Source organism: Solicola agrisoli, assembly GCF_049059935.1.
Taxonomy (GTDB): Bacteria; Actinomycetota; Actinomycetes; order Propionibacteriales; family Nocardioidaceae; genus JAURVT01.
The window spans coordinates 43,095-57,114 of sequence record NZ_JBMGQR010000003.1; the positions used below are offsets into that span (position 1 = coordinate 43,095).

Below are 14,020 nucleotides of genomic sequence, written 5' to 3' on the forward strand. Positions count from 1 at the left end.
TGGGCATCACCACGCACCGACAGCTCCGCGGAGGCGGTGGGTCAGCTCATCTCGATCGGGGTGCGGTAGGCCGGGGAGACGCCCTTGATCGCGTCGCCCATGCGGTGGATGCGCACCGCGTTGGTCGAGCCGGGGATGCCCGGGGGGCTCCCGGCGACGATGACGACCTCCTCGCCCTCCTTCAGCCGGCCCGACTCGTAGAGCGCGCGGTCGACCTGGAGCACCATCTCGTCGGTGTGGTCCACCTCGGGGACGAGGAACGTCTCGACGCCCCACGACAGCGCGAGCTGCGAGCGGACGACGGGCACCGGCGTGAACGCGAGCACCTGGACGGGCGAGCGGTAGCGCGTCATGCGTCGCGCGGACCCGCCGATGGTGGTGAAGCAGACGATGTAGCGGGCGTCGATCGACTCGGCGACGTCGGCCGCGGCCCGGCAGATGATGCCGCTGCGGGTACGGGGCTTCCAGGTGTAGGCCGCCATCAGCGGCAGGCCCTCGTCCTCGGTGGAGGAGATGATGCGCGCCATCGTCTCGACGGTCTCGACCGGGTACTCGCCCACGCTGGTCTCGCCCGACAGCATGACGGCGTCGGCGCCGTCGAGGATCGCGTTGGCGACGTCGGAGGCCTCGGCGCGCGTGGGGCGCGGCGAGGTGATCATCGACTCGAGCATCTGCGTGGCGACGATGACCGGCTTGGCGTTGCGACGGGCCTTCTCGACGATCCGCTTCTGCACGATCGGGACCTGCTCGAGCGGCAGCTCGACGCCGAGGTCGCCGCGCGCGACCATGACGCCGTCGAAGGCGTCCATGATCTCGTCGAGGTTCTCGACGGCCTGCGGCTTCTCGATCTTGGCGATGATCGGGCGGGTGACGCCCTCCTCGTCCATGATCTTGTGCACGTCGGCGGCGTCGGCGGCCGAGCGGACGAACGACAGCGCGATGAAGTCGACGCCCTGGCGCAGGGCCCAGCGGAGGTCGTCGATGTCCTTCTCGGACATCGCGGGCACGCTGACGGCCACGCCCGGCAGGTTGATGCCCTTGTTGTTGCTGAGCCTGCCGGAGACCTCGCACACGCAGGTGACGTCGGTGTCGCTGACCGCGGTGGCCCGCAGGCCGACGCGGCCGTCGTCGATGAGGATCTGGTCGCCGACGTTGACGTCGCCGGGCAGGCCCTTGTACGTGGTCGAGCAGCGCTCGGTGTCACCCAGCACGTCGTCGATCGTGATGACGAACGTGTCGCCGACCTTGAGGTCGACGGGGCCCTCGGCGAACCGGCCGAGACGGATCTTGGGACCCTGCAGGTCCGCGAGGATCGCGATGGCCTTGCCGGTCGTGTCGGTGGCGGCCCTCACCTGGTCGTACCTCATGGCGTGGTCGGGGTGGTCGCCGTGGCTCATGTTCAGCCGGGCGACGTCCATACCAGCCTCGGCGAGCTCGAGGAGCTTGCCTTCGGGGTCGGTGGCGGGTCCGAGGGTACAAACGATCTTGGCTCTACGCACGGAGCCACCATAGGCGTTCACCGCGCCGATTTACAGTCAGGTCGACAAATTCTCGGTGACGTGTCGGGGTCGCCGCCTGGACGACGGACGCCCCCGGCCGGAGCCGGGGGCGTGGGTCGCGAGCGGTGCGTCAGGCGACGACCGGACGGGCCGTCGGCGGGATGGGCGCCGGCAGGTTGGTCTCGCCCGACAGGTACGCGTCGACGCCCGCGGCGCAGGCGCGTCCCTCGGCGAGGGCCCAGACGATGAGCGACTGCCCGCGGCCGGCGTCACCGGCGACGAACACGCCGGGCACCGACGTCATGTAGCTCTTGTCGCGCACCAGGTTGCCGCGGTCGTCGACCTCGAGCCCGAGCTGCTGCACGGCGCCGCCGGTCTCGGGGCCGGTGAAGCCCATCGCGAAGAGCACCAGCTGGGCCGGGATCTCCCGCTCGGTGCCCTCGACCTCGGTGAGCTTGCCGTCCTCGAAGGTGACCTCCACCAGACGGAGCCCGCTGACCTGGCCGTCGTCGTCGCCGAGGAACTCCTTGGTCGAGACCGAGTAGACGCGCTCGCCGTCCTCCTCGTGCGCCGACGACACCTTGTACGTCATCGGGTACGTGGGCCACGGCTGGTGCTCGGGACGCTCGTCGGCGGGCCGCGGCATGATCTCGAGCTGCGTGATCGAGCGGGCGCCCTGACGGATCGAGGTGCCCAGGCAGTCCGCGCCGGTGTCGCCGCCGCCGATGATGACGACGTCCTTGCCGGTGGCGGTCACCTGGCCCTCGACCTCCTCGCCGAGCGCGACGCGGTTGGCCGGGGGCAGGAAGTCCATCGCCTGCAGGATGCCGCCGTGCTCGCGTCCGTCGATGGGCAGGTCGCGGCGCACGGTGGCGCCGGTGGCGAACACGACGGCGTCGTAGCGGTCGCGCAGCTGGGGACCGGTGACCGACTCCCCCACCGCGGAGCCGCAGCGGAAGATCGTGCCCTCCTTGCGCATCTGGTCGATGCGACGGTCGAGCTGGACCTTCTCCATCTTGAACTCGGGGATGCCGTAGCGGAGCAGGCCGCCGGGCTTGTCGTCGCGCTCGTAGACCGCGACGGTGTGCCCGGCGCGGGTGAGCTGCTGGGCGACGGCCAGCCCGGCGGGGCCGGAGCCGACGACCGCGACGGTCTTGCCCGTGAGCCACTCGGGGGGCTCGGGGCGGACCCAGCCCTCCTCCCACGCCTTGTCGATGATCGAGACCTCGACGTTCTTGATCGTCACCGGGTCGCGGTTGATGCCGACGACGCAGGCGGTCTCGCAGGGCGCCGGGCACAGGCGTCCGGTGAACTCGGGGAAGTTGTTGGTGGCGTGCAGACGGTCGGTGGCCGCCTCCCAGTCGTCACGCCAGACCAGGTCGTTCCACTCGGGGATCAGGTTGCCCAGCGGGCAACCGTTGTGGCAGAACGGGATGCCGCAGTCCATGCAGCGACCGGCCTGCTCGCTGATGATCGGCAGCAGCGCCCGCCCGGGTCCACCGGGGTAGACCTCGTTCCAGTCCTGGACGCGCTCCTCCACGGGGCGGCGCTCGGCCACCTCGCGGGGGGTCGTGATGAATCCTCTCGGGTCAGCCACGGCTCGCCGCTCCCATCATCGCCTCGGTGGTCTCGTCCTCGTCCAGGCCGTCCTTCTCGGCTTCGGCCTTGGCGGCGAGGACTTTGCGGTAGTTGCCCGGCATCACCTGGGTGAAGCGGGCGACGCTGGCGTCCCAGTCGTCCAGGAGCGCCTGCGCGACGGCCGAGCCGGTCTCCTCGCCGTGACGCTGCACGAGGGCGCGGAGCTCCTCGGACGTCTCGTCGGGCACCGGGCCGAGCTCGACCATCTCGGTGTTGACGCGGTCGTGGTCGAGGTCGAGGACGTACGCGACGCCCCCGCTCATGCCGGCCGCGAAGTTGCGGCCGGTGGCACCGAGCACGACGGCACGGCCACCGGTCATGTACTCGCAGCCGTGGTCGCCCACGCCCTCCACGACGGCGGTGGCGCCGGAGTTGCGGACGCAGAAGCGCTCGCCGACCCGTCCGCGCAGGAACAGCTCGCCGGACGTCGCACCGAAGCCGATGACGTTGCCCGCGATGATCTGGTCCTCGGCGACGAACTCGGCGTCGCGTGGCGGACGGACGACGATGCGTCCGCCTGACAGGCCCTTGCCGACGTAGTCGTTGCCCTCGCCCTCCAGGCGCATGGTGATGCCGCGCGGCACGAACGCGCCGAACGACTGGCCGGCCGCACCGGTGAAGGTGATGTCGATGGTGTCGTCGGGCAGACCCTCGCCGCGGAACCGCTTGGTCACCTCGTGGCCGAGCATGGTGCCGACCGTCCGGTTGACGTTGCGGATCTCGACCTGCGCGCGCACCGGCTCGGACCGCTCGAGCGCGTCGCCGGACAGCGCGATCAGCTCGTTGTCGAGCGCCCGCTCGAGCCCGTGGTCCTGGCCGCGCGTGCGGCGCAGCGAGGCGCCCTCGGCGAGGGCGGGCACGTGCAGGATCGGCGTCAGGTCGAGTCCCTCGGCCTTCCAGTGGTCGACGGCCTTGCGGGAGTCGAGCAGCTCGGCGTGGCCGACGGCCTCCTCGATGGTGCGCAGACCGAGCGACGCGAGGATCTCGCGCACCTCCTCGGCGACGTACTCGAAGAAGTTGACGACGTACTCGGCCTTGCCCGAGAACTTCTTGCGCAGCTCGCGGTTCTGCGTCGCGACGCCGACGGGGCAGGTGTCGAGGTGGCAGACGCGCATCATGATGCAGCCCGAGACCACGAGCGGCGCGGTGGCGAACCCGAACTCCTCGGCGCCCAGCAGCGCGGCCACGACGACGTCGCGACCGGTCTTGAGCTGGCCGTCGCACTGCACGACGATGCGGTCGCGCAGACCGTTCATCAGCAGCGTCTGCTGGGTCTCGGCCAGGCCGAGCTCCCACGGACCGCCGGCGTGCTTGAGCGACGTCAGCGGCGACGCGCCGGTGCCGCCGTCGTGACCGGAGATCAGGACGACGTCGGCGTGCGCCTTGGAGACGCCCGCCGCGACCGTGCCCACACCGACCTCGGAGACGAGCTTGACGTGCACGCGCGCCGCCGGGTTGGCGTTCTTCAGGTCGTGGATGAGCTGCTTGAGGTCCTCGATCGAGTAGATGTCGTGGTGCGGCGGCGGCGAGATCAGGCCGACGCCGGGCGTGGAGTACCGCGTCTCGGCGATCCACGGGTACACCTTCGGACCGGGCAGCTGCCCACCCTCGCCGGGCTTGGCGCCCTGGGCCATCTTGATCTGGATGTCGTCGGCGTTGGTCAGGTACTCCGACGTGACGCCGAAGCGGCCCGAGGCGACCTGCTTGATCGCGCTGCGGCGCTCGGCGTCGTACAGGCGGTCGGGGTGCTCGCCGCCCTCGCCGGTGTTGGACTTGCCGCCGAGGCGGTTCATCGCGATCGCGAGGGTCTCGTGCGCCTCCTCGCTGATCGACCCGTACGACATGGCGCCGGTGGAGAAGCGCTTGACGATCTCGCTGACCGGCTCGACCTCGTCGATCGAGATGGGCTCGCGGTCGCCGGGCTCGAAGGCGAGCAGGCCGCGCAGCGTCATCAGCCGCTCGGACTGCTCGTCGACGCGGCTCGTGTACTGCTTGAACACGTCGTAGCGGCCGGTGCGCGTGGAGTGCTGGAGGCGGAACACCGTCTCGGGGTCGAACAGGTGCTCGGCGCCGCCGCGACGCCACTGGTACTCGCCGCCGGTCTCGAGCAGCCGGCGCGCGGCGGGGATGCCGCTCGTCGGGTACGCCTTGGCGTGCCGGCGGCGCACCTCCTCGGCGACGACGTCGAGGCCGATGCCGCCGAGCTTGGACGTGGTGCCGGTGAAGTAGCGGTCGACCAGGTCCGACGAGAGGCCGACGGCCTCGAAGATCTGGGCGCCGGTGTAGGACGCGACGGTGGAGACGCCCATCTTGCTCATCACCTTGAGCACGCCCTTGCCCAGGGAGTACACGAGGTTGCGGACGGCCTTCTCGGGCTCGACGCCCTGGACGATGACGCCGGTGCGCGCGAGGTCCTCGGCCGACTCCATGGCCAGGTACGGGTTGACCGCCGAGGCGCCGTAGCCGATGAGGAGCGCCACGTGGTGCACCTCGCGGACGTCGCCGGCCTCGATCACCAGGCCGACGCGCGTGCGCGTCTTCTCGCGCACCAGGTGGTGGTGGACGGCGCCGGTGAGCAGCAGCGACGGGATCGGCGCGACGTCGGCGCTGGAGTGGCGGTCGGACAGCACGATGATGCGCGCGCCGTCCTCGATCGCGGCGGACACCTCGGAGCAGATCTCGTCCAGGCGCGACCGCAGGGCCTCGCCGCCGCCGTGCACGTCGTAGAGCCCGCGGACGACGTGCGCCGCGTAGCCGGGCTTGTCGCCGTGACGGTTGACGTGCCGGATCTTGCCGAGCTCGTCGTTGTCGATGACGGGGAACGGCAGCTGCAGCATCCGGCAGGACGCCGGTCCGGGCCGCAGGACGTTGCCCTCGGGGCCGATCAGGCCACCGAGCGAGGTGACGAGCTCCTCGCGGATCGCGTCGAGCGGCGGGTTGGTGACCTGCGCGAACAGCTGGCTGAAGTAGTCGAACAGCAGGCGCGGACGGTCCGACAGCACCGCGAGCGGGGTGTCGGTGCCCATCGAGCCGATCGGCTCCGCACCGGTCTTGGCCATGGGCGCGACGAGGATGCGCAGCTCCTCCTCGGTGTACCCGAACACCTGCTGGCGACGGGTGACCGAGGCGTGCGTGTGCACGATGTGCTCGAGCTCGGGCAGGTCCTCGAAGCGGATCAGGCCGGAGTAGAGCCACTCGTCGTACGGCTCGGCGTTCGCCAGGCCGTCCTTGATCTCGGCGTCGGGCACGATGCGGCCCTCGTCGAGGTCGAGCAGCAGCATCTTGCCGGGCTCGAGGCGGCCCTTCTCGGTGATGGTGGCGGGGTCGAGGTCGAGCACGCCGGCCTCGGAGGCCAGGACGACCAGGCCGTCCTCGGTCACCCAGTAGCGGCCGGGACGCAGGCCGTTGCGGTCGAGCACGGCGCCGACCTGGCGGCCGTCGGTGAAGCACACGCACGCGGGGCCGTCCCACGGCTCCATCAGCGCGGAGTGGAACTCGTAGAACGCCCGGCGCTTGGCGTCCATCGTGGGGTCGTTCTCCCACGCCTCGGGGATCATCATCATCATCGCGTGCGGCAGCGAGCGGCCGCTGAGGTGCAGGAGCTCGAGGACCTCGTCGAACGAGGCCGAGTCGCTGCCCTGCGGGTCGATGACGGGGAAGATGCGCTCGAGGTCGCCGGGGATCAGGTCGGTGGACAGCAGCGCCTCGCGGGCCCGCATCCAGTTGCGGTTGCCCTTCGCGGTGTTGATCTCGCCGTTGTGCGCGATGAAGCGGAACGGGTGCGCCAGCGGCCAGCTGGGGAACGTGTTGGTCGAGAAGCGGCTGTGCACGATGACGACGGCCGAGGCCATGCGCTCGTCCAGCAGCTCGGGGAAGAACTGCTCGAGCTGCTCGGTGGTGAGCATGCCCTTGTAGCCCAGCGTGCGCGCGGACAACGTCGGGAAGTACACGCCGACCTCGTGCTCGGCGCGCTTGCGCAGGCAGTAGGCCAGGCGGTCCAGGGCGAGGCCCGTGACGCGGCCGGCCCGGCCCGAGACGAAGAGCTGGGAGAACGACGGCATGCACCCGCGCGACGTGGCGCCGAGGATGCCGGGCTCGGTGGGTACCTCGCGCCAGCCGAGGACGCGCAGGCCCTCCTCGTCGGCGATCTGCTCGATCCGTGAGCGGCTCTTGGCCGCCTCGTCCGCGTCGTCGGGGAGGAACGCGATGCCGACGGCGTAGGCGCCGGCGTAGGGCAGCTCGAAGTCGACCACGTCGCGCAGGAACGCGTCGGGCACCTGCATGAGGATGCCGGCGCCGTCACCGGAGTCGGGCTCGGCGCCGGAGGCACCGCGGTGGTCGAGGTTGCGCAGCGCGGTCAGGCCCTTGGCGACGATGTCGTTGCTCGCCTGGCCCGTCAGCGTCGCCACGAAGGCCACGCCGCACGCGTCGTGCTCGTGGAGTCCGTCGTACAGGCCCTGGGGCCGGGGGGATGCGTCCATGCGACACCTCTCCGGTCGTCTCACGGTGCCCGGGGAGCCGGGCCACTGGTCCAATGTTGGGGTCCCACGGCCGGGTGCCGCAACGGCGGCCCGACCGGGGTTCCACGGGGACGACTCTGGCCCTGCAGCCTCCACAGATTACATGAACGTGACGTGTGGTCCGATCAGGTAGCCCCGGGCCCGGCCACGTCAGGCCCCCGACGCCCCGAAGGCCGTGCCCAGCAGGTAGGTGACGCCCGCCGCGGCGACGCCGATCGCCAGCTGGCGCAGGCCTCCGAACCACCACGGACGGGCGGTGACGCGGGTGACCACGGCGCCGCAGGCGAACAGCGCCAGCAGCGAGACCGCGATCGACGGCCAGAGCGCGTCGACGCCGAGCAGGAACGGGAGCAGCGGCAGCAGGGCGCCGATGGCGAACGCCAGGAACGACGACCCCGCAGCCAGCACGGGCGAGGGGAGGTCGTCGGTGTCGATCCCCAGCTCCTCGCGGGCGTGCACCCGGACGGCGATCTCGGGGTCGTCGTGGATCTGGCGGGCCACCTCCGCGGCGATCACCGGGTCGACGCCGCGCGTCACGAACCGCTCGGCGAGCTCGGCTTCCTCGCCCGGTGCGTTCTGCGCGATCTCACGGCGCTCGACGTCGACCTCGGCGCGCGCGAGCTCGGACTGGCTCGCCACCGAGGTGTACTCCCCCGCCGCCATCGAGAACGCGCCCGCCGCCAGCCCGACCAGGCCGGCGAGCACCACCGGCGTCCGGTCTCCCGCCGAGCTGCCGCCGGCGACGCCGATGATCAGCGCGAAGTTCGACACCAGCCCGTCCATCGCGCCGAACACCGCCGGACGGAGCCAGCCCCCGGCGACGTCGGGGTGCGAGTGCGTCTCGGAGTGGACGGGGCGCAGGGGGTCAGACGGGTCCGAGCTCATGGGAGCCACGGTAGGCCCGTCGATCCGGTCCGGCGGGTTCGGCCGAACCGCTCCGTGACGGGGACCCCGTCCCCTACCCTAAATGGATGAGATCACGGGCGGTGGACGCAGCGGAGGTGGCCCGGGTGGTCGCGGCCTCGACGGGCCTCGGCCTGCCCGAGGCGACCCGGTGGTGCACCGTCGTCGAGGCCACCGTCGACGAGCTCGTCGCGTCCGGCTTCACCCTCGTCGACCACGACGTCGAGGTCGGCGACCCCGCCAGCCCGGTCCTGCGCCGCTACCGGGAGCGCGCCGACCTCCTCACCGGCGACGACCTGGACGCCCTGAGCGCCCTGGACCCCGTCGGCACCGCCGAGGCCCTCGGGCTCGACGTCTCCGTCGTCGCCCGCCACCCCCTCGGCACCATCGCCACCGTCGCCGTGCTCGCCATGGCCGCCGCCGGTGCGAGCCCCCACACCTCGCCCCACCTCGCCGAGCAGGTGCTCGTGGCCGTCGGTGCGTGGTTCGCGGGTCTTGCCGGCGATGCACCCCGTGCCGCTGCCTCCGGTGACGGGGAGACGGCGGTCGCGTAGCGGTTCCCGGTGGGGGTGTGCGTGCGGCGGGGTGCTGCGCGGGCCGGACCGAAGAATCGGCGTACGACCGGCTCACGGCCAGGAATGCAGGTTCTCCCGTCACGCACCTGGCGAGAGAATCGGCGAATGACCAGCCCACACGGTCATACGCCGATTCTTCTGTCCGCGATGGCCGAGAGGGGCGGCGGCGAGGACGGGCCGCGACCGGCGGGGCGCCGACCCTCGCTGCGGGTCTACGTGCGGCGGGATCCGGGCGCGGCCGGACCGACGAATCGAGGTCCGGCCCCCATCTGGGCCACGAACCAGATTCTCGTCCTACCCCGACCACTCGAACGAGCAGCTACCGCTCCGCGTCGGCCCCGGGATCGCGCGCGGGGTCGTCCGCGGCGTCGTCCGCGTCCGCCGCACCGGCGTCGACGGAGCCACCACCGTCATCGGGAGCGGTGGCCGGGACGGCGTCCTCGTCGTCCCAGTCCTGCACGTCCGTCTCACGGCCGGGGTGGTTCTTCAGGGACCTGACGAAGTAGGCGGCGGCGAGGAGGAAGAGGATGAGGGCGGTCCACACGTTCAGGCGGAACGGGCCGATGTGGAAGGCCTCGTCGACGCGCATGGCCTCGATCCAGCCGCGGCCCGCGCAGTAGACCATCACGTAGAGGGCGAACAGCCGGCCGTAGCCGATCTGCCAGCGGCGGTCGGCCCAGAGCAGGAGCGCGACGCCGGCCAGGCTCCACAGCGACTCGTACAGGAACGTCGGGTGGAACGTGTCGTACTGGGCGTAGCCCTCGGGGCGGAACTGCGGGTCGATGCGCAGGCCCCACGGCAGGTCGGTCGGGCCGCCGAACAGCTCCTGGTTGAACCAGTTGCCCCAGCGTCCGATCGCCTGCGCCAGCAGGATGCCCGGCGCGACGACGTCGGCGAAGACCCGGAAGTCGGCACCGGCCCGACGGCAGCCGATGTAGGCGCCGAGCGCGCCGAGCGCGATCGAGCCCCAGATGCCCAGGCCGCCGTTCCAGATGTACAGGGCCTCGATCGGCCGCTTGCCCTCGCCGAAGTACAGGTTCCAGCTCGTGATCACGTGGTACAGCCGCGCCCCGATCAGGCCCGCGGGGATGGCCCAGACGGCGACGTCGTACACGGTGCCCGGACGCCCACCGCGCGCGATCCAGCGGCGGTCGGACAGCCAGAGGCACGCCGCCACGCCCGCGAGGATGCACAGCGCGTACGCGTGGATCGTGAACGGCCCCAGCGACCACTGCGCCTGCGACGGGTCGGGGCTGGGGATGCTGGCGAGGACCACGTCCGAATCCTACGACCGGGCGCGCTCGACGCCGGCGCGCAGGTCGGCCGACAGGACGCGGACGGCGTCGAGGCCGGCGGCGAGGTCGTCGCCCGCGTCGAGGATGCAGCGCACCAGCGCCGAGCCGACGATGACGGCGTCCGCGAACGCGCCCACCTCGGCGGCCTGGTCGCCGTTGCTGACGCCGAGACCCACCCCGACCGGCAGCTCGGTGACCTCGCGGAGCCGACGCACCAGCTCGGGCGCGCGGTTGCTCGTCTGGCCGCGGGCACCGGTGACGCCCATGACGGAGGTGGCGTACACGAAGCCGCTGGCCGCGCGGGTCGTCATCGCGAGGCGGGAGTCGGTGGACGACGGAGCGACCAGGAAGATCTGGTCGAGGTCGTGAGACCGCGCCGCGGCGGTCCACTCGGCGGCCTCGTCGGGGATCAGGTCGGGGGTGATCAGGCCCGAGCCGCCGGCGTCGGACAGGCTCTGGGCGAACCGCTCGACGCCGAACCGCTCGACCGGGTTCCAGTACGTCATGACGACGGTGGGCGCGCCGGCCTTCACGCTGGCGGCGACCACGTCGAAGACGTCGGTGATGCGGGTGCCCGCGGCCAGGGCCTGGTCGGCGGCGGCCTGGATGACCGGGCCGTCCATCACCGGGTCGCTGTACGGCAGGCCGACCTCGACGACGTCGACGCCGCCCTCGACCATCGCCTCGATCGCCCGGGCCGAGCCCTCGATCGTGGGGAAGCCGGCGGGCAGGTAGCCGACGAGCGCGGGACGTCCCTCGGCGCGGATCTCGGCCAGCCGCTCGGACAGCGCGCTCACGCCTTCGGACCGCCGTCCAGGAGGCCGAAGTACTCCGCCGCGGTGGCGACGTCCTTGTCGCCGCGACCCGACAGGTTCACCAGGATCGTGGCGTCGGGACCCATCTCCTCGGCGAGCTTCAGGGCGCCGGCCACGGCGTGCGCCGACTCGATCGCGGGGATGATGCCCTCGGTCTTGCAGAGCAGGTCGAACGCGCTCATCGCCTCGTCGTCGGTGACGGGGCGGTACACGGCCCGGCCGGTGTGCGAGAGGTGGGCGTGCTCGGGGCCGACGCCCGGGTAGTCCAGACCCGCCGAGATCGAGTGCGACTCGAGCGTCTGGCCGTCCTCGTCCTGCAGCAGGAACGAGCGGGTGCCGTGCAGGACGCCGACCGCCCCGGCGGTGATCGTGGCCGCGTGGCGGCCGCTCTCGACGCCGTCGCCACCGGCCTCGAAGCCGTACAGCGTGACGTCGGCGTCGTCGATGAACCCGGCGAAGATGCCGATGGCGTTGGAGCCACCGCCGACGCACGCAGCGACGGCGTCGGGCAGGGCGCCCGTCATCTCGAGCACCTGGCGGCGCGACTCCTCGCCGATGCCGCGCGTGAAGTCGCGGACCATCGACGGGAACGGGTGCGGGCCGGCGGCGGTGCCAAACAGGTAGGCGGTGGTCTCGACGTTGGCGACCCAGTCGCGGATCGCCTCGTTGATGGCGTCCTTGAGCGTGCGGCTGCCCGACGTCACCGGGACCACCTCGGCGCCCAGCATCTGCATGCGGGCGACGTTGAGCGCCTGGCGCTCGGTGTCGACCTCGCCCATGTAGACCACGCAGTCGAGGTCCAGGTACGCCGCCGCGGTGGCCGACGCGACGCCGTGCTGGCCGGCGCCGGTCTCGGCGATCACGCGCTGCTTGCCCATGCGCTTGGTGAGCAGCGCCTGGCCGAGCACGTTGCGGATCTTGTGCGCACCGGTGTGGTTGAGGTCCTCGCGCTTGAGCAGGATCCGCGCACCGGCCCTCGCCGACAGCCGGGTGGCGTCGTACATCGGGCTCGGGACGTTGGCGTACTCACGCAGCATCCGGTCGAGCTCGCCGGTGAAGGCCGGGTCGGCCATCGCCTCGTGCCAGGCCGCCTCGAGCTCGTCGAGCGGGGCGATCAGCGCCTCGGGCATGAAGCGGCCGCCGAACTGGCCGAAGTGTCCGAGGGCGGCGGGGATGTCGACGGTCGTGCCGTCGGTGCTGGCGTCAGCGGGGGCGAGGTCGTGCAGGGTCATGCGGATCAGTCCTCGGGGGTCGGCGTGGCGATGGGGGCGGTGAGCCTCACCATCGCTGCTGGAGCGCGGGGTGCGCGCCCGCCGCGACCAGGTCGGCCACCGACGCGCGCGGGTCGTCGCCCCGCACCAGCGTCTCACCGACGAGCACGACGTGCGCACCGGCGCGGGCGTACTCGATGACGTCGTGCGGACCGCGGACGCCGGACTCGGCGACGCGGACCGCGGTGTCGGGGATGAGCGGCGACAGCCGGGCGAAGGTGCCGCGGTCGACCTCGAGGGTCTTGAGGTTGCGGGCGTTGACGCCGATGAGGTCGGCCTCGGCGTCGAGCGCGCGCTCGACCTCGGCCTCGTCGTGCACCTCGACCAGCGGCGTCAGGCCGATGGAGCGGGCGCGGTCGATGAGGGCCGAGAGCGCGTTCTGGTCGAGCGCGGCGACGATGAGCAGCGCCATGTCGGCGCCCGCGGCGCGCGCCTCCCAGAGCTGGTAGGCCGTGGTGATGAAGTCCTTGCGGAGCACGGGGACCTCGACGCGGGCACGGACGGCCCGAAGGTCGTCGAGGGTGCCGCCGAACCGGCGCTGCTCGGTCAGGACGCTGATCGCGGTGGCGCCGCCGTCGGCGTAGTCGGCGGCCAGCGACGCGGGGTCCTTGATGGTGGCGAGCGCGCCCTTGCTCGGGCTCGAGCGCTTGACCTCGGCGATCACCGCGACGCCCTCGGCGCGGAACAACGGCATCGGGTCCAGGCAGGGCTCCTGGCGCAGGGCCTGCGCCTTGACGTCCTCCAGCGGGGTGGCGGCCATCCGCTCGTCGAGGTCGATCCTGACGCCGTCGAGGATCTCGTCGAGCACGGACATCGGTCGCTCCTCCCCCGGGTCTGCTCCGAAGATGCGGTCTGGACCGTCCCAGGGTAGCGGCCCGCGGCCGTCTCGCGTCGCGCCCCCCGGTGGCGCGGACCGGGACGCGGTCCACAGCTGCGCGCGGGTCCCCGGCCGACAACCCCCTGAGCCGATACGCTCCCCTCTCAGCCACGCGACCAAAGGGGAAAGAACGTGAGCTATGCACCTCCGCCTCCGGGCGGAAACGACCAGCCTCCGGGCGGCGGGTACGGCGGAGGCGAGCAGCCTCCCGGCGGCGGGTACGGCGGAGGCGAGCAGCCTCCCGGCGGCGGGTACGGCAACGGCGGGTACGGCAGCAACTACCCGCCGCCTCCTCCCGGTGGCGGGTACGGCGGCTACGGCGGTCAGCCGGCCGGCGACAGCCAGAAGGCGCTCTGGTCGATGATCACCGGCATCATCGGCGTGACCGTTGGCCTTTGCTTCTGTGGGCCGTTCAACATTCTGCCGATCGTCCTCGGCATCCTGGCTCGCCGCGACATCGCGGCGACCGGCGGAGCCCAGGGCGGCAGCGGCAAGGCCACGGCCGGCATCGTGCTCGGCACAATCGGACTCGTCGGCTGGCTGGCAATCCTGATCTGGGCCGCGGCCACCGGCAACTTCAATGTGAACACCTACAGCAACCTCTGAGCGGTCACCGCCCGGCGCAGC

General features: G+C 72.0%; 10 protein-coding genes. 2 read left to right on the top strand and 8 right to left on the bottom strand.

Annotation, left to right across the window (positions count from 1 at the left end; translation table 11 throughout):
- Positions 1-41: 41 nt before the first annotated feature.
- From pyk to ACI6PP_RS02105, 4 genes are all read right to left on the bottom strand, one after another.
- Positions 42-1,499: a pyruvate kinase gene (gene pyk, locus ACI6PP_RS02090; protein ID WP_421108651.1), complete on the bottom strand. Its 1,458-nt coding sequence runs from the start codon at positions 1,497-1,499 to the stop codon at positions 42-44.
- 130 nt (positions 1,500-1,629) lie between these two features.
- Positions 1,630-3,096, bottom strand: coding sequence for a glutamate synthase subunit beta (locus ACI6PP_RS02095; protein ID WP_421108652.1), 1,467 nt, complete (start codon positions 3,094-3,096; stop codon positions 1,630-1,632).
- Positions 3,089-7,618 carry a glutamate synthase large subunit gene (gltB, locus tag ACI6PP_RS02100; RefSeq protein WP_421108654.1) on the bottom strand — a complete coding sequence of 1,510 codons (4,530 nt, stop codon included), beginning with the start codon at positions 7,616-7,618 and terminating at the stop codon, positions 3,089-3,091. Before gltB ends, ACI6PP_RS02095 begins: the two co-directional genes overlap by 8 nt.
- A gap of 189 nt (positions 7,619-7,807) precedes the next feature.
- On the bottom strand, positions 7,808-8,542 hold the full coding sequence (locus ACI6PP_RS02105) for a VIT1/CCC1 transporter family protein (RefSeq protein ID WP_421108655.1): 735 nt from the start codon (positions 8,540-8,542) through the stop codon (positions 7,808-7,810).
- Between the two features lie 86 nt (positions 8,543-8,628).
- Here ACI6PP_RS02105 and ACI6PP_RS02110 point away from each other — a divergent pair, with 86 nt between their 5' ends.
- Entirely contained in the window at positions 8,629-9,114 is a 486-nt protein-coding gene (locus ACI6PP_RS02110; protein WP_421108657.1) for a hypothetical protein, read from the top strand.
- A 340-nt stretch (positions 9,115-9,454) separates the two neighbouring features.
- Here the strand turns inward: ACI6PP_RS02110 and lgt are convergent, their stop codons facing one another.
- Genes lgt through trpC form a run of 4 tightly spaced genes read right to left on the bottom strand, consistent with a single transcriptional unit; the run spans position 9,455 to position 13,330 of the window.
- On the bottom strand, positions 9,455-10,411 hold the full coding sequence (lgt, locus tag ACI6PP_RS02115; RefSeq protein ID WP_421108659.1) for a prolipoprotein diacylglyceryl transferase: 957 nt from the start codon (positions 10,409-10,411) through the stop codon (positions 9,455-9,457).
- Positions 10,412-10,420: 9 nt separating this feature from the next.
- Complete coding sequence (gene trpA, locus ACI6PP_RS02120; RefSeq protein ID WP_421108661.1) at positions 10,421-11,227, bottom strand: tryptophan synthase subunit alpha; 807 nt, start codon at positions 11,225-11,227, stop codon at positions 10,421-10,423.
- The gene (gene trpB / locus ACI6PP_RS02125) at positions 11,224-12,477 is read right to left on the bottom strand and encodes a tryptophan synthase subunit beta (protein ID WP_421108663.1); all 1,254 of its coding nucleotides are present in this window, start codon (positions 12,475-12,477) and stop codon (positions 11,224-11,226) included. Before trpB ends, trpA begins: the two co-directional genes overlap by 4 nt.
- Before the next feature lie 46 nt (positions 12,478-12,523).
- Positions 12,524-13,330 carry an indole-3-glycerol phosphate synthase TrpC gene (trpC, locus tag ACI6PP_RS02130; RefSeq protein ID WP_421108665.1) on the bottom strand — a complete coding sequence of 269 codons (807 nt, stop codon included), beginning with the start codon at positions 13,328-13,330 and terminating at the stop codon, positions 12,524-12,526.
- Positions 13,331-13,525: 195 nt separating this feature from the next.
- Here trpC and ACI6PP_RS02135 point away from each other — a divergent pair, with 195 nt between their 5' ends.
- A complete protein-coding gene (locus ACI6PP_RS02135; protein WP_421108667.1) occupies positions 13,526-13,999 on the top strand; it encodes a DUF4190 domain-containing protein in 474 nt (157 codons plus the stop codon).
- The last annotated feature ends 21 nt before the right edge of the window (positions 14,000-14,020 follow it).

Bases quoted from the DNA above. Each gene is read 5' to 3' on its own strand.
- gltB (WP_421108654.1), bottom strand. From the start codon at position 7,618: ATGGACGCATCCCCCCGGCCCCAGGGCCTGTACGACGGACTCCACGAG.
- ACI6PP_RS02105 (WP_421108655.1), bottom strand. From the start codon at position 8,542: ATGAGCTCGGACCCGTCTGACCCCCTGCGCCCCGTCCACTCCGAGACG.
- ACI6PP_RS02110 (WP_421108657.1), top strand. From the start codon at position 8,629: ATGAGATCACGGGCGGTGGACGCAGCGGAGGTGGCCCGGGTGGTCGCG.
- trpB (WP_421108663.1), bottom strand. From the start codon at position 12,477: ATGACCCTGCACGACCTCGCCCCCGCTGACGCCAGCACCGACGGCACG.
- trpC (WP_421108665.1), bottom strand. From the start codon at position 13,330: ATGTCCGTGCTCGACGAGATCCTCGACGGCGTCAGGATCGACCTCGAC.